The organism is Streptomyces sp. M41 (genome assembly GCF_043673425.1).
Lineage (GTDB): Bacteria > Actinomycetota > Actinomycetes > Streptomycetales > Streptomycetaceae > Streptomyces.
Map to the genome: position 1 here is coordinate 181,560 of NZ_JBIMKE010000003.1, position 23,150 is coordinate 204,709.

Sequence of the window (23,150 nt, forward strand, 5' to 3'; positions counted from 1 at the left end):
ATGGCCCCCATTCCTGGCAGTGGCCTGGCCAAGGGCCTGGCCGTCACCCTCCGCACGATGACGAAGAAGTCCGTCACCGCTCAGTACCCGGACGCCCAGCCCGACCTCGCGCCCCGCACCCGTGGCGTGATCGGCCTGTTCGAGGAGAACTGCACGGTCTGCATGCTGTGCGCCCGCGAGTGCCCGGACTGGTGCATCTACATCGACTCCCACAAGGAGACGGTCCCGGCGGCGACCCCGGGCGGCCGTGAACGCAGCCGCAATGTTCTCGACCGTTTCGCCATCGACTTCTCCCTGTGCATGTACTGCGGTATCTGCATCGAGGTCTGTCCTTTCGACGCTCTGTTCTGGTCCCCGGAGTTCGAGTACGCCGAGACCGACATCCGCGACCTCACCCATGAGCGCGACAAGCTCCGCGAGTGGATGTGGACCGTCCCGGCCCCGCCCGCTCTCGACCCCGGCGCGGAGGAGCCCAAGGAGATCGCCGCCGCCCGCAAGACCGCCGAGAAGCTGGCTGCTGCGCAGGCGGAACCGCAGGAGGGAGAGTCGTGAGCCTTACCGCAGCCGCCGCGACGGCACGCACCGTGACCACCCATGCCGCGGAAACACACGGCTTCCTCTCCCCGACGGGCGTCGAGATCACGTTCCTTCTGGTCGGCTTGGTCACCTTCGGCGCCGCGCTGGTCACCGTCACCACCCGGCAGCTCGTGCACGCCGCTCTGTGGCTGGTGGTCGCCCTCGGTGGTCTCGCGGTGGAGTACCTCCTGCTCACCGCCGAGTTCATCGCCTGGGTGCAGGTCCTCATCTATGTGGGTTCCGTCGTCGTCCTCCTTCTGTTCGGTCTGATGCTCACCAAGGCCCCCATCGGCCGCTCTCCGGACGCCGACTCCGGCAACCGCTGGGCCGCCCTCACGGTGGCCGTCATCGCCGCGGCCACCCTGATCTGGGTCGTCGTCGACGCCTTCCGCACCACTTGGATCGACCTCGACGGGCCCGCGACCGGCACCACCAGGGCCACCGGCGAGAGCCTCTTCCAGAACTGGGTCCTCCCCTTCGAGGCCCTCTCCGTCCTTCTCCTGGCGGCACTGGTCGGCGCGATCGTCCTGTCCCGCAAGGCGAAGCCGGAGTCGAGCTTTCCCCCAGTGAACTCCCGGTCGACGACCGGGAGTTCCCCGTCCGTCCCGGATTCCCGTAATCACCCGATCGGGCGAAACGGGTCGTCCGAGGGAACCGAGCCGGCCGAGCAGGAAGGCGCCCTCTGATGCACCTCGCCTATCCCGCCGTACTCTCCGCCCTCCTCTTCTGCACCGGCCTGTACGGCGTCCTCGCCCGCCGCAACGCGATCCTGGTCCTGATGTCGGTCGAGCTGATGCTCAACGCCGTCAACCTCAACCTGGTCGCCTTCGACGTCTGGCTCAGCAAGGCCGCCGAGGAGACCCTGCACTCCGGCCAGGCCCTGACCCTGTTCACGATCACCATCGCCGCCGCCGAGATCGGCATCGGCCTGGCGATCGTGCTCGCCGTCCACCGCAACCGCGGCACCGCGGACATCGACAAGCTCCGCGACACCGCCGAGGGCCACAGCGCCGACGGCCCCGACCACGACACCCCCGCCGCCGGGCAGGCCGAGAAGGCTGAGGCCACCGCGTGACCACGACGACCCTCGCCGCACTCGTCCCCCTCCTTCCCCTCCTGGGCGCGGCGGCCGGCCTGCTCCTGGGCCGCACGGCACCCGGATTCGTCCGCCCGCTCGCCGTCCTGCCGACGCTCACGTCCCTCGTGCTCGCGGCTGTGGTCGCCGTGCGCCAAGGCGGCGACCAGGCGATCAACGCCGCCACCGAGCTCACACCCACCGGCTCGGTCCCGATCGAACTCGCCCTGTACATCGACGGCTTCGCCGCCCTCGTCGCGCTCGTGGTCGGCATCGTCGCGACCTGCGTGCAGATCTACTCGACGGGCTACCTGCGCGAGGACCCGCGCTACCCCTCCTACGCCGCGCTCGTCTCCCTCTTCACCTCCGCCATGCTGCTCGTCGTCTACTCAGGCGACCTCATGGTGCTGCTGGTCGGCTGGGAGATCATGGGCATCTGCTCGTACTTCCTGGTCGGCCACTACTGGGAAACCCCGGAGGCCCGCGCCGCCTCCATCAAGGCCTTCCTGGTGACCAAGCTCGGTGACGTCCCCTTCCTCATCGGCCTGTTCGCGCTGGCCACCGACGCCGGGTCCTTCCGCATCACGAAGATCCTCGGCACCGTCGCGAGCGGCGGACTCGACCATCCGACACTGATCGCCCTACTGCTCCTCGCCGGCGTGGCGGGCAAGTCGGCGCAGTTCCCGCTGCACACCTGGCTCCCCGACGCGATGGCAGGCCCGACGCCCGTCTCCGCGCTGATCCACGCCGCGACGATGGTCGCCGCCGGCGTCTACTTCGTCGCCCGTCTCCTCCCGGTCTTCGAGGCCTCGCAGGCCGCGATGATCGTCCTCGCCGTGATGGCCGCCGTCACGATGGTCGGCTCCGGTCTCGCCGCGCTCGCCCAGGACGACATCAAGCGCGTCCTCGCCTACTCGACGATCGGCCAGCTCGGCTACATGACCGGCGCCCTGGCCGTCGCCGACCGCGGAGCCGCCGTCTTCCACCTCCTCTCGCACGGCGCCTTCAAGGCGCTCCTCTTCCTCGGGGCCGGCGTGATCATTCACGCCGCAGGCACCAACTCGCTGGCCGCCATGTCCCGCATGGGCCATCTGCGCGACCGCGTCCCGGACGCCTTCTGGACGATGACCGTGGCGCTCCTCGCGCTCGCCGCGATCCCGCCGTTCAGCGGCTTCTTCTCCAAGGAGTCCGTCCTCGGCGCCGCCGAGCACGTGACCACCGGCCACACCGAGCACGCGCCCGGCGCCGCGGGCTGGACCGTCCTGATCGCCTGCGTGATCACAGCCCTGCTCACCGCCGCGTATGCGATGCGCCTGTGGCTGTTGGCCTTCCGCGGCCGAGGCGCCGAGGCCCCCGACCATGGCAGGCAGCCGCTGACGATGACCGTGGTGCTGTGGGTGCTCGCCGTGCCCACGCTCGCCTTCGGCGCGTTCGCCTACCCCGTGCTCCCCGACTGGTTCGACGGCAACGACCTCGCCCCCACCCTGGCCACCTCCGTCCTCAGCACGGGTGTGGCCCTCATCGGTGGCATCGTCACCTACGCGGCCTGGCGGCACACGACCTCGATCGCGGCCCGCGTACCGCTGGGTGCGGTCGCGGCACACCCCGAGGGGGATGCCGCGCAGGTCGAGGCGGAGGCCATCGCCAGTCACGCGCCCGTCTACGGGGGAGTGGCACATGCGCGGGACCCGGCGGACCCCGGCCGACTGCTGCTCGGCCCGCTGCACCGCCATGCGGCCGTCGGCTTCCACCTCGACGCCGTGTATCGGGCGTTGTTCATCCGCCCGGTACAGGGCGGCGCGAGCCTCGTCCGGTTCCTCGACCACGAGGTCGTCGACACCTACGTGCGTGGGGCGGGTGCTCTACCCCGCTGGCTCGGCATCGCCGTGCGACGCGCCCAAACCGGCAATGTGCAGACCTATGTGAGCGCGCTGCTCGCCGGCACCGTCGTCCTCGCGGTCGCCGCCGTCCTCGTCGCCACGGGAGCGTGAGCAGGCGTGATCGATATCAACGAGTCCGTGATGCAGTTCCTTCTGGCATTCGTGGTCGTCGGCCCGCTCCTGGGCGCCGCAGCCGCTCTCCTGCCGGCCCCGCCAGGACTGAAAGGGAAGTCTCCGGAGCAGGCGGTGCTCCGGCACGGCGTCACCGTCACCGGTGCGGTCCTCACCGCGGCGATCGTCCTCGCGCTGGGCTTCGACCACGACCAGCCGTCGAAGATGCAGGCCAGCACGGACATCAGCTGGATCCCCGCACTTGACGTGCGCGTCCACCTCGGCATCGACGGCATCTCCCTCCCCCTTCTGGTCCTGACCGCGCTGCTGACCTTCCTCTGCGCGCTCTACTCGTACTTCAAGATGCCTGCGGGCCCGACCCCGAAGGCCTTCGTCGCACTGCTGCTCGTCCTTGAGGCCGGCACCCTCGCCACCTTCGCCGTTCTCGACCTGCTGCTCTTCTTCCTCGCCTTCGAGATGGTCCTGATCCCGATGTACTTCCTCATCGCCCGCTGGGGTGGCGAGGGCCGGGCCCAGGCCGCCTGGAAGTTCATCCTCTACACGCTGCTCGGTTCCGTGGTCATGCTGCTCGGCCTGCTCCTGATCGGGCTCAAGGCGGGCACATTCGACATGGTGGCACTCGCCACTGACAGCGGCCGGTCGCTGTCCGCATCCGTGCAGGTCATCGCTGTTCTGGCGATCGGGATCGGACTGGCGGTCAAGACGCCGATGTGGCCGCTCCACAGCTGGCTGCCCGACGCCCACACCGCCGCGCCGACCGTCGGTTCGGTCCTGCTGGCAGGCGTGCTGCTGAAGATGGGAACGTACGGGTTCGTCCGCATTCTCCTGCCGATCACTCCCGATGGATTCGCCGACTTCGCGCCCTACCTCGCCGCCTTCGCCGTCGTCGGGATCATCTACGGGTCCCTGGCCTGTCTGGCCCTGGCCAAGCGGGGCGCCAAGGGTGACCTCAAACGCCTGATCGCCTACTCGTCCGTCGGCCACATGGGCTTCGTGCTGCTCGGCATCGCCACGATGACCCCGACCGGTGTGAACGGCGCACTCTTCGCCAACATCGCCCACGGCCTGATCACCGGCCTGCTGTTCTTCCTGGTCGGCGCGCTGAAGGACCGCACGGGCACCACCGACCTCGACACCCTCGCCGAGCAGACCGGCGCCGCCTTGTACGGCAAGGCGCCGCGCCTCGGCGGACTGCTCGCCTTCGCCGCGGTCGCCTCGCTCGGGCTGCCGGGGCTCGCCGGGTTCTGGGGCGAGATGCTCGCACTGTTCGGCGCGTTCCAGCCCGCCGCCGGACTCAGCCGCCCGGCGTTCCTCACCTTCATGACCATCGGTGCCTTCGGCACTCTGCTCACCGCCGCGTACCTGCTCGTCGTGGTCCGCCGCGTCTGCATGGGCGCCGTACCGCAGGACGCCCCGAAGCTCGCCGACGTCCAGGCGTACGAATTCGCGGCCTGGACCCCGCTCGTCGCCCTCACCGTCGTCGCCGGACTGTGGCCGAAGACCCTCCTCGGCCTGACCGACCCGGCCGTGCAGCAGCTCCTCGCAGGAGGTTCCCGATGAGCGCCCTGGCCCAGCCTCTTGCCGAGTCCGTGGTCCAGTCCGTCGACTGGCTCGCCATCGCCCCGCCCACCGTCGCGGCGGTCGTCGCACTCGCGGTCCTCGTCGCCGACCTGTTCATCGGGGAGCACAAGAAGGCGCTGCTCGGCTGGACCTCCGTTCTCGGTCTGGCCGCCGCCGCGCTTCTGCTGCTGCCGCTCCTCGACGGCGACCGCTCCACCTTCTGCCTCGTTGGTGACCCCGGCGTGTGCAGCTACACGGCTGACCGCTTCACCCTCGTCATCCAGTTCCTGGTCCTCGGCGGCGCCCTCCTCGCGGCCCTCCTGTCGGTCACCACCCTGAGGGACGACAACAAGGAACTCCCCGAAGGGGAGTTCTGGTTCCTGCTGCTGTCCTCCGCCGCCGGAGCGGCCCTGCTGCCCGCCTCCCGAGACCTGGCGACCCTCATCGTCGCCCTGGAAGTCGCTTCTCTCCCCGCCTTCGCCCTCGTCGGCCTGCGGTACGGCGACCGCAAGTCCTCCGAAGCGGCCCTGAAGTTCTTCCTGTCCTCGGTCACCGCGACCGCCGTCAGCCTCATGGGCATCAGCTTCGTGTACGCCTCCACAGGCACCCTCTACCTGACCCAGATCGCCGAGCGGATCCAGAAAGTCGACGGGCAGCTCCAGACCCTCGTCCAGACCGGAGTCGTCCTCACGCTGATCGGCTTCGCCTTCAAGACGGCCGCCGTGCCCTTCCACTTCTGGGTACCGGACACCTATGTAGGGGCGCCCTTGCCGGTCGCCGCCTACTTGTCGGTCGTCGGCAAGGCGGTCGGCTTCACCGGCCTGATCCTCGTCACGGTCATCGCCCTGCCGTCGTACGCCGACGTCTGGGGTCCTGCCATGGCAGCGCTGGCCGCCCTCACCATGACCGTCGGCAACGTCGGCGCCCTGCGCCAGCAGGCCACGCGCGCGTACAGTGCGGTACGCCTGCTCGCCTGGTCCTCCGTCGGCCAGGCCGGCTACCTCCTGGTGCCCATCGCCGCCGCCGCGTACTCCGACGACGCCGAAGGGTCGATCGGCTCCACCGTCGCCTACGCCCTCATGTACGCCGTCGTGAACCTCGGCGCCTTCGCGGTGGCCGCCCTCGTGGGCCGCACCAAGCCCCTGAACCGCATCAGCGACTACCGGGGGCTGTATGCGCGCAACCCACTGTCCGCCCTGATCCTTGCCTTCTTCCTGCTCTGCCTCGCCGGGCTCCCGCCGGGCATCATCGGCCTCTTCGCCAAGGTGACCGTCTTCTCCGCGGCCGTCGACGCAGGCCTCGGCTGGCTGGCCGTGGTCATGGCCGTCAACGTCGTGATCGCGCTCTTCTACTACCTCCAGTGGACAGCCCTGCTGTTCCGCGCCCCCGAGGGCGAATCCGTCAAGCACCTCGTCCCCGCACCCGTGACGGCCGCCATGGCCCTCACCGGTGTCGTCGGCATCGCCCTGTCCGGAGCTCCCCAGCTGATCCTGCGGTTCGCCGACACCGGGCTCTTCTGAGCCCCGGCGCATTCCGGACGCGCGCGTGGGGCACCCGGCCCTCAAGGCGCGCGTGGCGCGTGCCGGAGCTTCACCCGTACGGCGCACGCCCACCGCCGTACGCACCAGGGAACCCGTGGCCCTCGCCTGGCGTTGACCAGTACAGAAGGGTCCACTGGACGTGAGACCACGGCATCAGTGGCATCGGAGATCGACCAGCAAAGGGTTCCCCTGCCGCACCACTTGGAGGGCGTACCGTGCACCGCCGGCACAACGGGCTCAGGACCGCAGTACTCCTCGGGGGACTGTCCGCCCTCATCATCGTCATCGGCAGCTTTTTCGGCCGTATGGGGCTCGTCGTCGCGGTCCTGATCGCGCTTGCCACGAACGCGTACGCGTACTGGAACAGCGACAAGCTGGCGCTTCGCGCGATGCGCGCCCGCCCGGTCAGTGAGTTCGAGGCCCCCGGGCTCTACCGCATGGTCCGCGAGCTCTCGACCCAGGCCCGCCAGCCGATGCCACGTCTCTACATCTCCCCGACAGAGGCACCGAACGCGTTCGCGACGGGCCGCAACCCACGCAACGCCGCCGTGTGCTGCACCGACGGCATCCTGCGCCTGCTCGACGAGCGCGAGCTGCGCGGTGTCATCGGCCACGAGTTGAGCCACGTCTACAACCGCGACATCCTGATTTCGTCGGTCGCCGGTGCCCTGGCGTCGGTGATCATGTTCCTCGTCAACTTCGCCTGGCTGATCCCGATCGGACGGTCCGATGACGACGACGGCCCCGGCCTGCTCGGTATGCTGCTGATCATGATCCTGGGCCCGCTCGCGGCCTCGCTCATCCAGCTGGCCATCAGCCGTTCCCGGGAGTACGAGGCCGACGCGTCCGGCGCCCAGCTGACCGGCGACCCGCTCGCCCTCGCCAGCGCCCTGCGCAAGCTCGAACTCGGCACCAAGCAGCTGCCGCTACCCCCGGAGCCCCGCATCGAGACAGCCAGCCACATGATGATCGCGAACCCCTTTCGCCCGGGGCAGGGGTTCTCCAAGATGTTCTCCACCCACCCGCCGATGGCGGAGCGAATCGCCCGGCTCGAGAAGATGGCAGGCCCCCAGTGAAGACCATCCTGAACGTCATATGGCTCGTCCTGAGCGGCTTCTGGCTGTGCATCGGCTACCTGGTCGCGGGCGTGGTCCTGTGCATCACCATCATCGGAATCCCGTTCGGCATCGCGGCCTTCCGCATCGGCATCTATGCCCTGTGGCCCTTCGGATACACGACGGTCGAGCGCCACGACGCCGGCGCTCCCTCCTGCGTCGGCAACGTCCTGTGGCTGGTCCTGGCCGGCTGGTGGCTGGCCCTCAGCCACATCGTCACCGGCCTCGTCCTCTGCATCACGATCATCGGCATTCCGTTCGGCATCGCGAACTTCAAGCTGATCCCGGTGTCGCTGTTCCCGCTGGGCCGCGAAATCGTCTCCACGGACAGGCCGTTCGCGCAGAGCTGGTAGCCCACGCCGCGTCGGTAGCCCCGGTCGGGAGGGGAGTGACGAGGGGCGAGGGGCCGAGGGGAGATGGCAGCCGCGGGGCGGTCGACAACCCGGTGGTCATCCACAATCCGGTGGTTATCCACAGGCCGCTCCGATTGTCAGTGGCGGCTTGCATCATGAACGCATGACCGAGATGGAGCAGTTGCTGAAGCGGGTGATGGACAGGGCCCGCAACACCCGCCCGTGGGGCTGGACTTCCCTTCCCCAGCCGGTGGACGCGGCCACCGTGGCCCGCGCCGAGGCCGCCCTCGGCTTCCGCTTGCCCCCACTGCTCGCTGACCTCTACCTGTGTATAGGAGACGGCGGGTTCGGGCCGGAGTACGGCCTGTTGCCGCTGCTCGACAGCTCTCCCGCCGGCGAGCCCGCCGCCGTCCCGCAGTACCTCGCACGGCGCGAGAGCGCCCGCAAGGACCCTGACTGGCCCTGGCCGGAAGGCGTCCTCCCGATATCCCACTGGGGCTGCGCGATGTACGCATGCGTGGACTGCCACAGCCCTCAGGCCACCGTTCTGCTCTTCGAGCCGAACGCCGACGCTGTCGAGCAGGCGTGGTACGTGGACGCCCCGAGCCTTCCCGACTGGCTGCGTGCCTGGGTGGACGGCACGGGCTGGTACGAAGAGACGAACGAGGAGCTGGAGATGGCTCCATGGGCCGACCTCCACATACGGACTGCGACGGCACGGACACCCTGACGAAGCGTGGGGCCCGAACGGACGAGACACCCCGCCCCCTGCCCCCTGTGCCCTGCCGTCAGGCACTCGCACCGGAACCCGCACTCGCAGCCAACAGCGACAGGCTCGCCGACTACGCAGCAAGCCGCCAGTAAGTCACCGCGGCTTTCCCTCACCGTCCCCGGCCCCGCCCCGACCCTCCGACCGCACTGCCACCCACCACCTCCGCCCGCCGTACGCGACCACACCCATCGCCAGCACCCCGGCACCCGTCACAACCGATACCGCAGGAAGCGAGAAAGCCAGCACCCCACACCCAAGAAGCCCCGCTGCCGGCACAAGCCGAGATACGGGTGACGCGTTGAGAGTCCAGGCCGACGCGTTGGCCACCGCGTAGTACGCCAGTACACCGAAGGAGGAGAACCCGATCGCGCCCCGCACATCCACCGTGGCGGCCAGGAGTGCGACCAGCGTGCCCACGGCCACTTCCGCCCGGTGCGGCACTTGGTGACGCGGATGCACGGCCGCCAGGGTGTGGGGCAGATGCCGGTCGCGGGCCATGGCCAGCGTGGTCCGTGAGACACCCAGGATCAGAGCGAGCAGGGAGCCCAGCGCGGCGGCGCCGGCGCCCACCCGCACCACGGGTGCCAGCCCCGGCACTCCAGCCGCCCGTACCGCATCGGCCAGCGGCGCGTCGGCGTGCCGGAGGCCCTCGGCCCCCATCACGGAAAGGACAGCCACCGCCACGCACGCGTACACCACCAGCACGATGCCGAGGGCCAGCGGAATCGCCCGTGGGATGGTCCGCGCCGGGTCCCGCACCTCCTCGCCGAGGGTCGCGATCCGCGCGTACCCGGCGAAGGCGAAGAAGAGCAGCCCTGCCGCCTGGAGCACTCCGCCCATACCGCCTGAGGCCCCGATGTCCAGGCGCCCGGCATCGGACTGCCCGGACCCCAGACACACGACGACCACGGAAGCGAGGACAGCCAGGACAACCGCCACGATCACGCGCGTCAGCCGAGCGGACTTCTGGACGCCGCCGTAGTTCACCGCGGTCAGGGCCACGACGGCCGCGACGGCCACCGCGTGCGCCTGACCCGGCCAGACGTATGCGCCCACCGTGAGGGCCATCGCCGCACAGGAGGCCGTCTTACCGACCACGAACGACCAGCCCGCCAGGTATCCCCAGAACTCCCCGAGGCGCTCCCGCCCGTACACATATGTGCCGCCCGAGGCCGGATACAAGGAGGCAAGCCGTGCCGACGAGGTGGCGTTGCAGTAGGCGACCACGGCCGCGACGGCCAGCCCGAGCAGTAGTCCGGATCCGGCCGCGTCGGCGGCGGGCGCCAGGGCGGCGAAGATACCGGCGCCGATCATCGAGCCGAGCCCGATGAGAACGGCGTCGCCGACACCGAGGGTGCGGCGCAGTTCAGCGGACGCTCGGGGCTGACCCATGGCCGCACCTTACTGATCTCCGCAACCGTCGGGTGTCGCCGTGACGTCCTGTTCAGCAATAGAGCACGAACAAGCGCGCCCGAAATCACAGTGCCGGGAAAGTGCAGGCACAGCGCGGAAGGGCAGGTTCAGGGCATGACGATCATCAGCTGGATCATTCTGGGGCTGCTGGCCGGGGCCATCGCCAAGTTCCTGCTGCCGGGTCGTGACCCCGGTGGTCTCATCGGCACCACTGTCATCGGCGTCGCGGGCGCGTTCATCGGTGGCTGGATCTCGGCCCGCTGGCTGGACCACCCCATCTCCAAGGACTTCTACGACGGCGCCACCTGGGCCGCCGCGATCGGCGGCTCCCTGGTGCTCCTGATCGCCTACCGCCTCCTGTTCGGCCATTCACGCGACTGAGCGAGCCAGCAGGACCCCCTGGACCGCGGCCAGCAGGCGAAAAGGGTGGGCACCATGTGGTGCCCACCCTTCTTCGTACGCTCTTGCGTACGCTGCCGCAGTCCAGACCGGTGCCACTGCTGAACCCGATCGGTGCGGCAGCTGACCCGGTGCGGCAGCTGAACCCCACCCGCGCCGCGGCTGAACCCGGCGCCGGAACCGGCAGCGGATCAGCGGCTCACCGGTAGTTCACGAACTGCACCGCGAAGTCGAAGTCCTTGCCCTTCAGCAGGGCGATCACGGCCTGGAGGTCGTCGCGGCTCTTGGAGCTGACCCGGAGCTCGTCACCCTGCACCTGGGCCTTCACACCCTTCGGGCCCTCGTCGCGGATGATCTTCGCCACCTTCTTCGCGTTCTCCTGGGAGATGCCCTCCTCGATCGACGCGAAGATCTTGTACTCCTTGCCCGACAGCTGGGGCTCGCCCGCGTCCAGGGCCTTCAGCGAGATCCCGCGCTTGATCAGCTTGGACTGGAAGACGTCGAGGACAGCCTTCACCCGGTCCTCGGAGTTCGCCTCCATCACGATCTTTTCACCGGACCACGCGATCGAGGCACCCACGCCCTTGAAGTCGTAGCGCTGCGAGATCTCTTTGGCGGCCTGGTTGAGGGCGTTGTCGACCTCCTGCCGCTCGACCTTCGAGACGATGTCGAAACTGGAGTCGGCCATGTCCTGTGGCTCCTTGAATCGGGGTGCGTTTTGAGGTGCGAAACGGCGGGCGTGGGGGTGGCCGCCGAACCCGGGGCCGGCCCCGGACCGCATCCGGACAAGCCTAGCCACACCGCGTCCTCCGGGTGGCGATCAATCGGGTGGCGAAGCACCCCTACGCATCGGGTATTGTTTACGTCGTTGCCAGGGAGCACCGCCGAAAATCGGTGCGAACAGCAGCAAACCCGGCGGTGTGCCCGAGCGGCCAAAGGGAGCAGACTGTAAATCTGCCGGCTCAGCCTTCCCAGGTTCGAATCCTGGCGCCGCCACACTGGGGAAAGCCCCCTCCGATCTGCGGAAACGTAGAGCGGAGGGGGCTTTCGCATTCCGGTGTAAGAGCTTGCGGGCACACTGATCGCATGGCCATGCGTCGCAGAAGCTGCCCCGAGTGCCGTCGTGAGATCGCCGTGGTCGCCGGTCGGTTCGCTCGGCATGATCCGCCCGGCGCCCGGAAGCACGGGGAACTCGTGTCGTGCCCCGGCTCACGGCGCCAGGCGCAACTGGGGGTCGAGCAGCCCGCCTTGGACGGGTATGCCGTGCCGGAATTCCCGGGCCAACTTTCGCTGTTCTGAGCCTCTGAGGAACGGTCTGATTCGCTCAACACTCCGGTTCGCTGACGGCAGGTGGAACGCCAGGACATGCGGTCGGACATCCCCTGGCTGTCACCCTGCCACCCCCGTCGACACAACGTCAGTTTCCGGCCACCGACTTCACTGCCACCGACACGGGGGCCGAGCCGCCGATCAGTTCGAGCGTCAGGCCGGCCGTGGCCGGAGTGTCGAGCAACTCCGCGAGTACGGCGGCCACGTCGTCGCGCGGGATCGGGCCGCGGCCGGTGTGGGCCTCCAGGCGCACCATGCCCGTCCCCGCGTCGTTCGTCAGCATGCCGGGGCGCAGGATCGTCCAGTCCAAGGCATCGAGGCCCTGGACGTACGCGTCGGCCTCGCCCTTCGCGCGCTGGTAGACGTCGAAGATCTCGTCTCCCTCGTGCTGCGGGTCCGCGCCCATCGACGACACGACCAGGAAGCGGCGTACGCCCGCCTGGACCGCCGCATCGGCGAACAGGACCGCTGCGCCCCTGTCCACCGTGTCCTTGCGGGCCGACCCGCTGCCCGGCCCCGCGCCGGCCGCGAAGACCGCCGCGTCCGCGCCCCGCAGACATGCCGTGACCTCTTCGGCCGAGGCCGACTCCAGGTCCAGCAGGACGGGTTCGGCGCCGGCATCCCGCAGGTCGTCGGCTTGTTCGGCCTTGCGGATGATTCCTGCGACCTCGTCCCCGCGCCCGGCGAGCAGCCGCTCCAGCCGCAGCGCGATCTGACCATGACCACCAGCGATGACAATGCGCATGTCTCCGACCGTACGCCCGGACGGCCGCATCCGCCGCACGAGTTCGGCCGCGCCCCGCAGCTCGCGCGCGCCCCGCTGCCTGCAAACCGCACCGCCGGCACCGCGCACCGCCCGCACTCCGCACTGCCCGCACTCCGCTGTGCCCGCACGCCCCGCCGCGTTCACCCCCAAGGGCCACTCGCCGGCGCGCAGCTCTCGGCTCGAATTCAGGCGCTACGACTGTCCGCCGAGCGCGCACACGACCCGCACGCCGAGAAGTCAACCGACCTGCACGCCGATCACGCAACCCGCGCAACGCGAGCGTGCACCCGCACTCGCGCCGAGCACGCAACCTGCACGCACGCTCAGCGTGCGCCGCCCCCTGCCCTCGCCGCCGATCGCGCTCCCACGCACCTCGCCGCCCTCACCCAGCGCGCCCGTCAACCTGCCAGCCCCACACCGCGCCTCCCGGCTCCTCGTCCCCCGCCCCTCACGACAACTCCCCCCGCCCCTGCCGAGGCAACCCCAACTCCGCCGCCACAGCCGAGTTGCAGTACTCCCGTACCGCGCTGGTCCGCGCCACCACGCGCCCCCGGTGCACCACGATTCGGCTGTACGCGAGGGACAGCGCCCCCGCCAGCCGGTCGCCGCGCACTGCCAGCAGCTCGGCCGGGAAGCCCGCCTCCACCCGTACTTCCGGCAGGCCCAGCACCGCTCGCGCCGACGCGCTCACGGCGTCGTAGGAGTCCTCCGGGCGCAGCCCGTGGCGGGAAGACAGGAGGTAGGCGGCCTCCAGCGGGTCCCCGCGTCCCACGGGGTTGGACACGTCCCGCAGGGCGCCGCTCCCGGCGGCGACCCGTACGCCGGCGGCGCGCAGCAGGCGTACGGGCGCTGTGCCGCGCCGTTCCACGCCCCCACAGCCGCCCTGTGGCAGGCAGACCACCGTGACGCCGGCGGCGGCGAGCTGATCCGCGGTACGGGAGGCGGCGTGGCTCGGCAGGCGTCCCAGGCCGCCGCACGGGCCCAGGGTCACGCCGGGGCGCAGGCCGCCGGCCATCGCGGCGAGGCGGGCCAGCCGTGCCGGGTCCGTGGCGTCGGTGTGCAGGTCGACGGGGCAGCCGTGCTCCGAGGCGACCTCCAGGACCGCCTCCACGTACCCGGTCGGATCCGGGTCCAGGTCGGGACATCCGCCGACCACCGACGCGCCCATCTTCACCGCGTCCCGCAGCATCGCGAGCCCCTCGGCGCCGGCCACGCCGGTCAGCAGCCGTGGCATCGCCACCGTCGTCAACTCGGTGAGCCCGCGCAGCGAACGCCGCGCCTGCAGTACGGCGGCCAAGGCGCCCAGGCCCTGGACGTCGCCCACGCGTACGTGGGCCCTGAGCGCGGTCGATCCGTGGCCGAGCTGGAGCAGGGCCGCCTCGGTGGCGCGGCGTTGGACGTCCTGAGGGTCGTACGACACCGGCCCGCCTTCGTCGGCGGAGAGCGCGGTGTCGCCATGGGCGTGCGGTTCGGCGGGGGCCGGCAGCAGCAGATAGCCGCCGAGGTCCACGCGTGTGCCGCACGTGCGCGTGCCGTCCCCCGCCAGGCTTCCTGCCGTGCCGACCGCCTCGATGCGCCCGCCGCCCAGCCGTACGTCCACGGTCCGGCCGTCGGTGAGCCGCGCCCCGCACAGCAGCAGACCGGCCGGGTCGGCCGGTCCGGCCGGGCCCGACGAGGACGACGAGTGGGGTGGCTGGGGCTGGCTGTCGGGCATCGCGTTCCAGAGGGTCGGGGCTGTGCGGCGAGGCTGCGCGGACGGCGCGAGAGAACTGGGCCGGGCGCGCAAGATCACGCAGAGTGAGACGAGCCTAGGGTGGGGATCGGGCCCTGGGGCGCAGGAGCGCAATAGTCGTACCGGTGTGGTCCACCGAACGGGAGCCCCACGCGCGCTGCCCGAGGGGCCTGCGAGGCGTCTGTGCGGTCATCCGATCGGCCCCGGCGAGAGGCCGCGAAACGGATTTGGGTGAACGGCAGCCGAGCGTGTAATGTCTTCATCGCTCGCCCCAATAGCTCAGTCGGCAGAGCGTCTCCATGGTAAGGAGAAGGTCAACGGTTCGATTCCGTTTTGGGGCTCTGGTGTGTGAGGTTCCCGTCGTAAGGCGGGGCCCGATCGCATCACAGCGGTGTAGCTCAGTCGGTAGAGCAAGCGGCTCATAATCGCTGTGTCACCGGTTCAAGTCCGGTCACCGCTACTGACAGTAGCCGATTGCGGGGTCGGTCCTTCGATCGGCTACTCTTTCTTGCGTTAATTCATTCCATCCGTTCGTCAAGGAGCACTCACGTGGCTGCCACCGACGTCCGCCCGAAGATCACGCTGGCCTGCGTGGAGTGCAAGGAGCGGAACTACATCACCAAGAAGAACCGGCGTAACAACCCGGACCGTCTTGAGATGAAGAAGCACTGCCCGCGTTGCAACGCGCACACCGCGCACCGCGAAACGCGATAAATCAGGCTCGTACGCGAGGCCGTCCCCGACAGTGGGGGCGGCCTCGCGTCGTTTCAGGCCGGGTTACCGGTCGGTTGTCCGGCCGATCCCAAGCGACGTGGGCGGCGAACCAGCGGGTCAGCCGCAGCAGTCAGCAGGTCAGCAGGTCAGCAGTCAGCAGGTCAGCAGGTCAGCAGATCAGCAGTCACGTCAGCAGTCAGTAGCCAGCAGTCAGCAGCCTGCATGCGACAGGCAGACAGCAGGAGGTGCCGAGCCATGGCGCTCGACCAGTCCTTCGTGGGGCGGAGCTACCCGCCCACCGACCCCTATGAGGTGGGCCGGGAGAAGATCCGTGAGTTCGCGGAGGCGGTGGGGGACCCCAACCCGGCGTACACGGACCCGGAGGCCGCCAAGGCGCTCGGCCACTCCGATGTGATCGCCCCGCCGACCTTTGTCTTCGCGATCACCTTCAAAGCCGCCGGCCAGGTCATCCAGGATCCGCAACTCGGCCTGGACTACAGCCGGGTGGTCCATGGCGACCAGAAGTTCGCCTACACCCGTCCGGTGCGGGCCGGTGACCGGCTGACCGTCACCTCGACCATCGAGGCGGTCAAGACCATGGCGGGCAACGAGATCGTGGACATCCGCGGCGAGGTCCACGACGAGGCGGGCGAGCACGTCGTCACCGCCTGGACGAAGCTGGTGGCCCGCCCGGTGGCCTCCGCCGAAGGGGGTGCCTGAGCCGATGACGGCGAAGATTGCGTACGGTGACGTCGAGGTCGGCACGGAACTGCCCGCCCAGACCTTTCCTGTGACACGCGCCACCCTTGTCCAATACGCGGGTGCCTCCGGTGACTTCAATCCGATCCACTGGAACGAGAAGTTCGCCAAGGAGGTCGGGCTGCCGGACGTCATCGCGCACGGCATGTTCACCATGGCCGAGGCGATCCGTGTGGTCACCGACTGGACCGGCGACCCGGGCGCGGTCGTCGAATACGGCGTCCGCTTCACCAAGCCCGTCGTCGTGCCCAACGACGATCAGGGCGCCACGATCGAGGTCAGCGGCAAGGTGGGTGCCGTGCTCGACGACAACAAGGTCCGCGTCGACCTGACGGTGAAGAGCGCCGAGCAGAAGGTTCTCGGGATGTCGCGGGCGGTCGTACGACTGGCGTGACGCGGTCCTTGTGACTCGCGACCCGGGGTGAAGGGGCGTCCTCCGTGATTTTCCATGGGGGCGCCCCTTACGCGTCAGCAGGCCGGCCGAGGCACATCAGCAGGCCCAGGGCCGCATTACCGGGGCACATCAGCAGGCCCCCAGGGTCGCATCACCAGTCCGCCCGGGAAACATCGGCAGGCCGCCCGCGCCGCCCCTTGACGGAGTTAGTGATTGAGTACTAACTTAGTTCCATGGCCAGGATGAGTGCAGAAGAGCGGCGCGAGAGCGTCATCCGTGCGGCGATGGCCGAATTCGCCCGCGGTGGTTACTACGGCACCTCGACCGAGGCCATCGCCAAGCGGGTCGGCGTCTCGCAGCCGTACCTCTTCAGGCTTTTTCCCGGCAAGAAGGCGATCTTTCTCGCGACAGCGGAACGCTGCGTGGAGGAAACCATCCGGATGTTCGCGGAGGCCGCTGACGGGCTGGAGGGCGAAGAGGCCCTTCTCGCGATGGGGGCCGCCTACCGGAACGTGGTCTCGGAGCAGCCCGAGCGGCTGATGATGCAGATGCAGATGTACCTCGCCGTGGCGGCTGCCGAGCAGGAGGGTGACCACGAGTTCGGCGAGGCCGTGCGCGTCGGCTGGATGCGGCTCTGGGACACCGTTCATCTGCCGCTGGGCGCGGACGTCGGTGAGACGACGAATTTCATGGCGTACGGCATGCTCATCAACTGCCTCGTGGCCATGGGTTTCCCTCCCGAGCACCGGGTCTGGGCGGGGATGGAGCCGCTGGAGCAGGAGCGAGACGAGGAGCAGGCGCCGTAGGGGGTGCGCTCCTGGAGTGTCATCGCCTCTCCATGCGCTCAAAAGTTAGTGATCAATAACTACCCAAATGGAAATCCGCAGCCAACCGCAACGCATCACCCCTGGGGGAGCGATGTCACACCAGAGCGAACACACCACGCGAACCGCGCGCGCGGGCGGGGTCGGCTGGGCCCTTGTCATCACCGGCGTCGCCGGTTTCATGGCGGCACTCGACAATCTCGTCGTCACCACCGCACTGCCCGCCATCCGTGCGGACCTGGGGGGAGGACTGCACGACCTGGAGTGGACGGTCAGCGCCTACACGCTCACCTTCGCCGTCCTGCTGATGTTCGGCGCGGCCCTGGGCGACCGCTTCGGCCGTCGCCGGCTCTTCCTCGTCGGCATCACGATCTTCACCGGCGCGTCCGCCGCCGCGGCCCTGGCACCCGGCATCGACTCCTTGATCGCCGCCCGCGCGGTCCAGGGCGCGGGTGCGGCGATCATGATGCCGCTGACCCTGACCTTGCTGACGGCCGCTGTGCCCGTCGCCAAGCGTGGGATGGCGTACGGCATCTGGGGTGCCGTCAACGGGCTCGCGATCGCGTCCGGGCCGCTCATCGGCGGCAGCCTCACCGAACACATCTCCTGGCAGTGGATCTTCTGGCTGAACGTCCCCCTCGGCATCGCCCTGCTGCCGCTGGCCCGGCTGCGCCTCGCCGAGTCGCGCGGCACCGGCGCCCGGCTCGACATACCCGGCACCCTGCTCGCCAGCGGCGGCCTGTTCGGAATCGTGTACGGGCTGGTGCGCGGCCCCATCGACGGCTGGACCGGCCGACTCGTCCTGACCGGCCTGTTCACCGGGGGCGCGCTGCTCATCGGGTTCGTCCTCTACAGCACCCGCGCCAGGAACCCGATGCTGCCGATGCGGCTGTTCCGCTCCCGGGCGTTCTCCGGGATCAATGCCGCCAGCATGCTGATGTTCCTCGGCATGTTCGGGTCGATCTTCCTGCTCAGCCAGTACATGCAGGGCGTGCTCGGCTACTCGCCGACCGAGGCGGGGCTGCGGATGCTGCCGTGGACCGGCATGCCGATGCTGGTCGCACCGATCGCAGGCATCCTCTCGGACCGCATCGGGGGCCGTCCCGTGGTCGCGACCGGCCTGTTCTTCCAGGCCGCCGGCCTCGCCTACCTGGCGTACGTGGTCACCGTCGACGTCTCCTACGCCGCCCAGCTGCCCGGCCTGATCATCAGCGGTGTCGGCATGGCCCTGTTCTTCGCCCCGGCCTCCCACCTGGTCATGTCCAGCGTCCGCACCTCGGAACAGGGCATCGCCTCGGGCGCCAACAACGCCCTGCGTGAGGTCGGCGGCGCGCTCGGCATCGCGATCATGGGGTCGATCTTCGCCGCCCAGGGCGGCTACGAGACCGGTCAGACCTTCGTCGACGGACTGCGGCCCGCCCTGGTCACCGGCGCCGCAGTGGTGGCCCTCGCCGCGGTCGCGGCCCTGATCATCCCGGGGCGGCGACGGGCCGACAGGAGCGCGAGCGCGGCCGAGCAGAAGTCGGAGCGGGTGCTGGAGACGACCTCGCGCTGACCGGTCGGCACACCCGGTCGGCACAACCCGGTCGGCACACGCGCCACACCCGAAACACCCCATCCCTACGCCCATCCCGGACCATGAGGAGCAGCCATGCCCACTCTTCCCTGGACCGTCCCGAACCCCCCGCCGTCCGGCGCCGAGGTGCACGTCTTCGCCTCCCGTTTCGAGACCCGCACGCTCTGGGGAGCGCTCCGCTTCCTCGCCCGCACGCCGGGCGTGTGGCGGCAGGTGAGCCGGGCGCCCGGGGCGTACGGGGCCTCTTTGAAGGCTGAGCCCTTCAAGCGGACCTTCTGGACGCTGTCCGCCTGGGAGTCACCCGCCGCGCTGAAGGACTTCGCCCGATCGGGCACCCACGCCCCGACCTCGCGGGGACTGTCCGCGCAGATGCGGGACGCGAAGTTCGCCACCTGGCAGGTGCCGAGCGGCGACCTCCCGCTGGACTGGACGGAGGCCATCCGTCGCCTCACCTGAACGGCACGCGCGCGTGGTGCGCGCAACCGCCCCGGCGCCCCACACGGGTGCCGGGGCTGTCAGTGGCGTCTCGTAGTCTTGAGCCCGTGCAGGAACTCCACGACGCCCCCCTCGCCCCGCTCACCACCTTCCGGCTGGGCGGCCCCGCCACCCGCCTGGTCACCGCCACCAGCGACGCCGAGGTGATCGACGTCGTGCGTGAGGCGGACGCCGCCGGGACCCCGCTGCTGCTCATCGGCGGCGGCTCGAACCTGGTCATCGGGGACAAGGGCTTCGCCGGTACGGCGCTGGTCATCGGCACGAAGGGCTTCGAGCTGGACGGCACCTCGCTCGAACTGGCGGCGGGCGAGGTATGGACCGACGCCGTCGCCCGCACCGTGGAGGCCGGGCTCGCCGGGGTCGAGTGCCTCGCCGGAATCCCGGGCTCCGCGGGCGCCACACCGATCCAGAACGTCGGCGCGTACGGCCAGGAGGTCTCCTCCACGATCACCGAGGTGATCGCCTACGACCGCCGTGCCGGCGAGACCGTCGTCGTGCCGAACGCGGACTGTGCCTTCTCCTACCGCCACAGCCGCTTCAAGGCCGACCCCGAGCGCTACGTCGTCCTGCGCGTCCGCTTCCGGCTGGAGGATGCCGACGGGCTCTCCGCCCCGGTCAAGTACGCCGAGACGGCCCGCGCCCTCGGAGTCGAGGTCGGCGACCGCGTGCCGCTCGCCGCCGCGCGCGAGACGGTGCTGAAGCTGCGTACCGGGAAGGGCATGGTGCTGGACCCCGAGGACCACGACACCTGGTCCGCCGGCTCCTTCTTCACCAACCCGATCCTCACCGACGAGCAGTTCGCGGCGTTCCACGCGCGCGTACGGCAGTGGCTCGGCGACGGCGTGGAGCCGCCCGCGTACCCGGCGGGGGAGGGGCACACCAAGACCTCCGCGGCCTGGCTCATCGACAAGGCGGGCTTCACCAAGGGCTACGGCACCGGACCCGCCCGCATCTCCACCAAGCACACCCTCGCCCTGACGAACCGCGGCGAGGCGACCACCGAGGATCTCCTGGCCCTCGCCCGCGAGGTGGTCGCAGGCGTACGGGAGGCGTTCGGGATCACGCTGGTCAACGAGCCGGTGACGGTCGGCGTCAGCCTGTAGCTGCTGCCTGCTGCCTGCTGCCTGCTGCCTGCTGCCCGCCGCCCGCGCCTCCGTGGGCGCGCTAGGCGGTCAGCCAGTCGTCCACCCCTGCCAGCAGCTTCCTCCGCACCTCCTCCGGTGCCGCGGAACCCCGCACCGACTGCCGGGCCAGTTCCGCCAGTTCCTCGTCCGTGAAGGCGTGATGGCGGCGGGCGAAGTCGTACTGGGCGGCGAGACGGGAGCCGAAGAGCAGGGGGTCGTCGGCGCCGAGGGCCATCGGGACGCCGGCGTCGTACAGGGTGCGCAGCGGGACGTCCTCGGGCTTCTCGTAGACGCCGAGGGCGACGTTCGAGGCAGGGCACACCTCGCAGGTCACGCCCCTGTCGGCGAGCCGCTTCAGCAGCCGTGGGTCCTCCGCCGCCCGCACCCCGTGGCCGATCCGGTTGGCGTCCAGGTCGTCCAGGCAGTCTCGGACCGAGGACGGGCCGGTCAGCTCGCCGCCGTGCGGTGCCGACAGCAGGCCGCCCTCGCGGGCGATGTGGAAGGCACGGTCGAAGTCCCTCGCCATGCCCCGGCGCTCGTCGTTGGACAGCCCGAAGCCGACGATGCCCCGGTCGGCGTACCGCACCGCGAGCCGCGCCAGTGTGCGGGCGTCCAGCGGGTGCTTCATACGGTTCGCGGCGACCAGGACGCGCATCCCGAGACCCGTGTCCCGCGAGGCCCTGTCCACCGCGTCCAGGATGACCTCCAGCGCCGGGATCAGACCGCCCAGCCTGGGCGCGTACGACGTCGGGTCCACCTGGATCTCCAGCCAGCCGGAGCCGTCCCTGAGGTCCTCCTCAGCGGCCTCCTTGACCAGCCGCTGAATGTCCTCCGGCTGCCGGAGGCACGAGCGCGCGGCGTCGTACAGACGCTGGAAGCGGAACCACCCCCGCTCGTCCGTCGCCCGCAGCTTCGGCGGCTCCCCACCGGTCAGCGCGTCGGTCAGCGCCTCGGGCAGACGTACGCCGTACTTGTCGGCCAGTTCCAGCAGGGTCGTCGGCCGCATCGAGCCGGTGAAGTGCAGGTGCAGATGGGCTTTCGGCAGCTCAGAGACATCACGTACACGCTCCATCCCAGGATCCTGCCGCACGTGCGCGTGGTCCCGGTAGCGGTTTCCCCTTTAGTGGTCTTGCTCGCACAAACAAACGGGGCACATACCGAATTCGGTATGTGCCCCGGGGTCGATGCGGAAGCGTCAGTCGCGTGCCTCGGCCAGGAGCTTCTGGATCCGGCTCACGCCCTCGACGAGGTCCTCGTCACCGAGCGCGTACGACAGCCGCAGATAGCCCGGCGTGCCGAACGCCTCGCCCGGGACGACCGCGACCTCGGCCTCCTCCAGGATCAGCTCGGCCAGCTCGACGCTGCTCTGCGGGCGCTTGCCGCGGATCTCCTTGCCGAGCAGGGCCTTCACCGACGGGTAGGCGTAGAAGGCGCCCTCGGGCTCCGGGCAGACCACGCCGTCGATCTCGTTGAGCATCCGCACGATCGTCCTGCGGCGGCGGTCGAAGGCCTCGCGCATCTTCGCGACCGCGTCCAGCTCACCGGAGACGGCGGCGATCGCGGCCACCTGCGCGACGTTCGAGACGTTCGACGTCGCGTGCGACTGGAGGTTGGTCGCGGCCTTCACCACGTCCTTCGGACCGATGACCCAGCCGACCCGCCAGCCGGTCATGGCGTACGTCTTGGCCACGCCGTTGACGACGATGCACTTGTCCCGCAGCTCGGGGAACAGGCCCGGCAGGGAGACCGCGGCGGCGTCGCCGTAGACCAGGTGCTCGTAGATCTCGTCCGTCAGCACCCACAGACCGTTCTCGACGGCCCAGCGGCCGATCGCCTCGGTCTCGGCCTCGGTGTAGACCGCTCCGGTGGGGTTGGACGGGGAGACGAACAGGACGACCTTCGTCCGCTCCGTACGGGCCGCCTCCAGCTGTTCCACCGAGACGCGGTAACCGGTCGTCTCGTCGGCGACGACCTCGACCGGGACACCGCCCGCGAGACGGATCGACTCCGGGTACGTCGTCCAGTAGGGGGCGGGGACGATGACCTCGTCGCCCGGGTCGAGGATCGCGGCGAAGGCCTCGTAGATGGCCTGCTTGCCACCGTTGGTGACCAGGATCTGCGACACGTCGGGCTGGTAGCCGGAGTCGCGCAGCGTCTTCGCGGCGATCGCGGCCTTCAGCTCCGGCAGACCGCCGGCCGGCGTGTAGCGGTGGAACTTCGGGTTCTTGCAGGCCTCGATGGCGGCCTCGACGATGTAGTCCGGGGTCGGGAAGTCGGGCTCTCCGGCGCCGAAGCCGATCACCGGACGCCCGGCGGCCTTGAGGGCCTTGGCCTTGGCGTCCACGGCGAGGGTGGCGGACTCGGAGATCGCGCCGATTCGGGCGGAGACCCGGCGCTCGGTGGGAGGGGTTGCAGCGCTCATGGCCCCCATGGTTTCAGACCGGAAACGCGCGCGGCACGGGGGTTTCACGGACTGAACATCAGTTGAACATCTGTCCGGATCGGGCCCGCGGCCTGGGCGATCTTGCGCCGCCACCCGGTCGATCACCGGGCGATCTTCCGCCATCCAAGCCCCCAGCGGCCACTTTCTGTTCGACGAGGCGCCCGGGACCACGTACACT

At 69.9% G+C, this 23,150-nt stretch carries 24 protein-coding genes and 3 tRNA genes; 21 read left to right on the forward strand and 6 right to left on the reverse strand.

What is annotated here, in order from left to right; translation table 11 throughout:
• The 9 genes from ACHBTE_RS05225 to ACHBTE_RS05265 all read left to right on the forward strand — a co-directional run bounded on the left by ACHBTE_RS05225 (position 1) and on the right by ACHBTE_RS05265 (position 8,962).
• Positions 1–552, forward strand: coding sequence for a NuoI/complex I 23 kDa subunit family protein (locus ACHBTE_RS05225; RefSeq protein WP_394722198.1), 552 nt, complete (start codon positions 1–3; stop codon positions 550–552).
• Positions 549–1,262 (forward strand): NADH-quinone oxidoreductase subunit J, encoded by a 714-nt coding sequence (locus tag ACHBTE_RS05230; protein WP_394722199.1) that lies wholly within the window; start codon positions 549–551, stop codon positions 1,260–1,262. Before ACHBTE_RS05225 ends, ACHBTE_RS05230 begins: the two co-directional genes overlap by 4 nt.
• Positions 1,262–1,651, forward strand: a complete 390-nt coding sequence (gene nuoK / locus ACHBTE_RS05235) for an NADH-quinone oxidoreductase subunit NuoK (RefSeq protein ID WP_394722200.1) — start codon at positions 1,262–1,264, stop codon at positions 1,649–1,651. The genes ACHBTE_RS05230 and nuoK overlap by 1 nt, the downstream gene beginning before the upstream one ends.
• Complete coding sequence (locus ACHBTE_RS05240) at positions 1,648–3,642, forward strand: NADH-quinone oxidoreductase subunit L (RefSeq protein WP_394722201.1); 1,995 nt, start codon at positions 1,648–1,650, stop codon at positions 3,640–3,642. Before nuoK ends, ACHBTE_RS05240 begins: the two co-directional genes overlap by 4 nt.
• A gap of 6 nt (positions 3,643–3,648) precedes the next feature.
• Positions 3,649–5,223 (forward strand): NuoM family protein, encoded by a 1,575-nt coding sequence (locus ACHBTE_RS05245; protein ID WP_394722202.1) that lies wholly within the window; start codon positions 3,649–3,651, stop codon positions 5,221–5,223.
• Complete coding sequence (locus ACHBTE_RS05250; protein ID WP_394722203.1) at positions 5,220–6,743, forward strand: NADH-quinone oxidoreductase subunit N; 1,524 nt, start codon at positions 5,220–5,222, stop codon at positions 6,741–6,743. The genes ACHBTE_RS05245 and ACHBTE_RS05250 overlap by 4 nt, the downstream gene beginning before the upstream one ends.
• 236 nt (positions 6,744–6,979) lie before the next feature.
• Complete coding sequence (gene htpX / locus ACHBTE_RS05255; RefSeq protein WP_394722204.1) at positions 6,980–7,840, forward strand: zinc metalloprotease HtpX; 861 nt, start codon at positions 6,980–6,982, stop codon at positions 7,838–7,840.
• Positions 7,837–8,232: a YccF domain-containing protein gene (locus ACHBTE_RS05260; RefSeq protein WP_394722205.1), complete on the forward strand. Its 396-nt coding sequence runs from the start codon at positions 7,837–7,839 to the stop codon at positions 8,230–8,232. The genes htpX and ACHBTE_RS05260 overlap by 4 nt, the downstream gene beginning before the upstream one ends.
• A gap of 163 nt (positions 8,233–8,395) precedes the next feature.
• Positions 8,396–8,962 carry an SMI1/KNR4 family protein gene (locus tag ACHBTE_RS05265; protein WP_394722206.1) on the forward strand — a complete coding sequence of 189 codons (567 nt, stop codon included), beginning with the start codon at positions 8,396–8,398 and terminating at the stop codon, positions 8,960–8,962.
• Between the two features lie 135 nt (positions 8,963–9,097).
• Here ACHBTE_RS05265 and ACHBTE_RS05270 read toward each other — a convergent pair whose 3' ends face one another.
• Positions 9,098–10,396: an APC family permease gene (locus ACHBTE_RS05270; RefSeq protein ID WP_394722207.1), complete on the reverse strand. Its 1,299-nt coding sequence runs from the start codon at positions 10,394–10,396 to the stop codon at positions 9,098–9,100.
• Between the two features lie 135 nt (positions 10,397–10,531).
• On the opposite strand from ACHBTE_RS05270, the gene ACHBTE_RS05275 reads away from it, so the two are divergent.
• Entirely contained in the window at positions 10,532–10,798 is a 267-nt protein-coding gene (locus ACHBTE_RS05275) for a GlsB/YeaQ/YmgE family stress response membrane protein (RefSeq protein ID WP_394722208.1), read from the forward strand.
• A gap of 217 nt (positions 10,799–11,015) precedes the next feature.
• On the opposite strand, the gene ACHBTE_RS05280 is transcribed toward ACHBTE_RS05275, so the two are convergent.
• Positions 11,016–11,504 (reverse strand): YajQ family cyclic di-GMP-binding protein, encoded by a 489-nt coding sequence (locus ACHBTE_RS05280; RefSeq protein WP_394722209.1) that lies wholly within the window; start codon positions 11,502–11,504, stop codon positions 11,016–11,018.
• 226 nt (positions 11,505–11,730) lie between these two features.
• Here ACHBTE_RS05280 and ACHBTE_RS05285 point away from each other — a divergent pair.
• Positions 11,731–11,812: transfer RNA gene (locus ACHBTE_RS05285), tRNA-Tyr, on the forward strand.
• 90 nt (positions 11,813–11,902) lie between these two features.
• Positions 11,903–12,115 (forward strand): hypothetical protein, encoded by a 213-nt coding sequence (locus ACHBTE_RS05290; RefSeq protein ID WP_394722210.1) that lies wholly within the window; start codon positions 11,903–11,905, stop codon positions 12,113–12,115.
• Positions 12,116–12,233: 118 nt separating this feature from the next.
• Here ACHBTE_RS05290 and ACHBTE_RS05295 read toward each other — a convergent pair whose 3' ends face one another.
• Together ACHBTE_RS05295 and ACHBTE_RS05300 are read right to left on the reverse strand one after the other, a co-directional pair.
• On the reverse strand, positions 12,234–12,890 hold the full coding sequence (locus ACHBTE_RS05295; RefSeq protein ID WP_394722211.1) for an SDR family oxidoreductase: 657 nt from the start codon (positions 12,888–12,890) through the stop codon (positions 12,234–12,236).
• 469 nt (positions 12,891–13,359) lie between these two features.
• Complete coding sequence (locus ACHBTE_RS05300; protein ID WP_394722212.1) at positions 13,360–14,625, reverse strand: amidohydrolase family protein; 1,266 nt, start codon at positions 14,623–14,625, stop codon at positions 13,360–13,362.
• Between the two features lie 286 nt (positions 14,626–14,911).
• Here ACHBTE_RS05300 and ACHBTE_RS05305 point away from each other — a divergent pair.
• The 9 genes from ACHBTE_RS05305 to ACHBTE_RS05345 all read left to right on the forward strand — a co-directional run bounded on the left by ACHBTE_RS05305 (position 14,912) and on the right by ACHBTE_RS05345 (position 20,508).
• Positions 14,912–14,984: transfer RNA gene (locus ACHBTE_RS05305), tRNA-Thr, on the forward strand.
• Between the two features lie 46 nt (positions 14,985–15,030).
• Positions 15,031–15,103 (forward strand) — tRNA-Met (locus ACHBTE_RS05310).
• A gap of 89 nt (positions 15,104–15,192) precedes the next feature.
• Positions 15,193–15,357 (forward strand): 50S ribosomal protein L33, encoded by a 165-nt coding sequence (rpmG, locus tag ACHBTE_RS05315; RefSeq protein ID WP_003948671.1) that lies wholly within the window; start codon positions 15,193–15,195, stop codon positions 15,355–15,357.
• Positions 15,358–15,612: 255 nt separating this feature from the next.
• Positions 15,613–16,077 carry a MaoC family dehydratase N-terminal domain-containing protein gene (locus ACHBTE_RS05320; RefSeq protein ID WP_394722213.1) on the forward strand — a complete coding sequence of 155 codons (465 nt, stop codon included), beginning with the start codon at positions 15,613–15,615 and terminating at the stop codon, positions 16,075–16,077.
• 4 nt (positions 16,078–16,081) lie between these two features.
• A complete protein-coding gene (locus tag ACHBTE_RS05325; protein WP_394722214.1) occupies positions 16,082–16,510 on the forward strand; it encodes a MaoC family dehydratase in 429 nt (142 codons plus the stop codon).
• 233 nt (positions 16,511–16,743) lie between these two features.
• A complete protein-coding gene (locus ACHBTE_RS05330; protein WP_394722215.1) occupies positions 16,744–17,316 on the forward strand; it encodes a TetR/AcrR family transcriptional regulator in 573 nt (190 codons plus the stop codon).
• Positions 17,317–17,428: 112 nt separating this feature from the next.
• The gene (locus ACHBTE_RS05335; RefSeq protein WP_394722216.1) at positions 17,429–18,889 is read left to right on the forward strand and encodes an MFS transporter; all 1,461 of its coding nucleotides are present in this window, start codon (positions 17,429–17,431) and stop codon (positions 18,887–18,889) included.
• A gap of 96 nt (positions 18,890–18,985) precedes the next feature.
• Positions 18,986–19,366 carry a DUF3291 domain-containing protein gene (locus tag ACHBTE_RS05340; protein ID WP_394722217.1) on the forward strand — a complete coding sequence of 127 codons (381 nt, stop codon included), beginning with the start codon at positions 18,986–18,988 and terminating at the stop codon, positions 19,364–19,366.
• Between the two features lie 56 nt (positions 19,367–19,422).
• Complete coding sequence (locus ACHBTE_RS05345; protein ID WP_394722477.1) at positions 19,423–20,508, forward strand: UDP-N-acetylmuramate dehydrogenase; 1,086 nt, start codon at positions 19,423–19,425, stop codon at positions 20,506–20,508.
• Between the two features lie 61 nt (positions 20,509–20,569).
• Here ACHBTE_RS05345 and ACHBTE_RS05350 read toward each other — a convergent pair whose 3' ends face one another.
• Positions 20,570–21,601 (reverse strand): adenosine deaminase, encoded by a 1,032-nt coding sequence (locus ACHBTE_RS05350; RefSeq protein WP_394722218.1) that lies wholly within the window; start codon positions 21,599–21,601, stop codon positions 20,570–20,572.
• A gap of 123 nt (positions 21,602–21,724) precedes the next feature.
• Entirely contained in the window at positions 21,725–22,951 is a 1,227-nt protein-coding gene (locus tag ACHBTE_RS05355; RefSeq protein WP_394722219.1) for a pyridoxal phosphate-dependent aminotransferase, read from the reverse strand.
• Between the last annotated feature and the right edge of the window lie 199 nt (positions 22,952–23,150).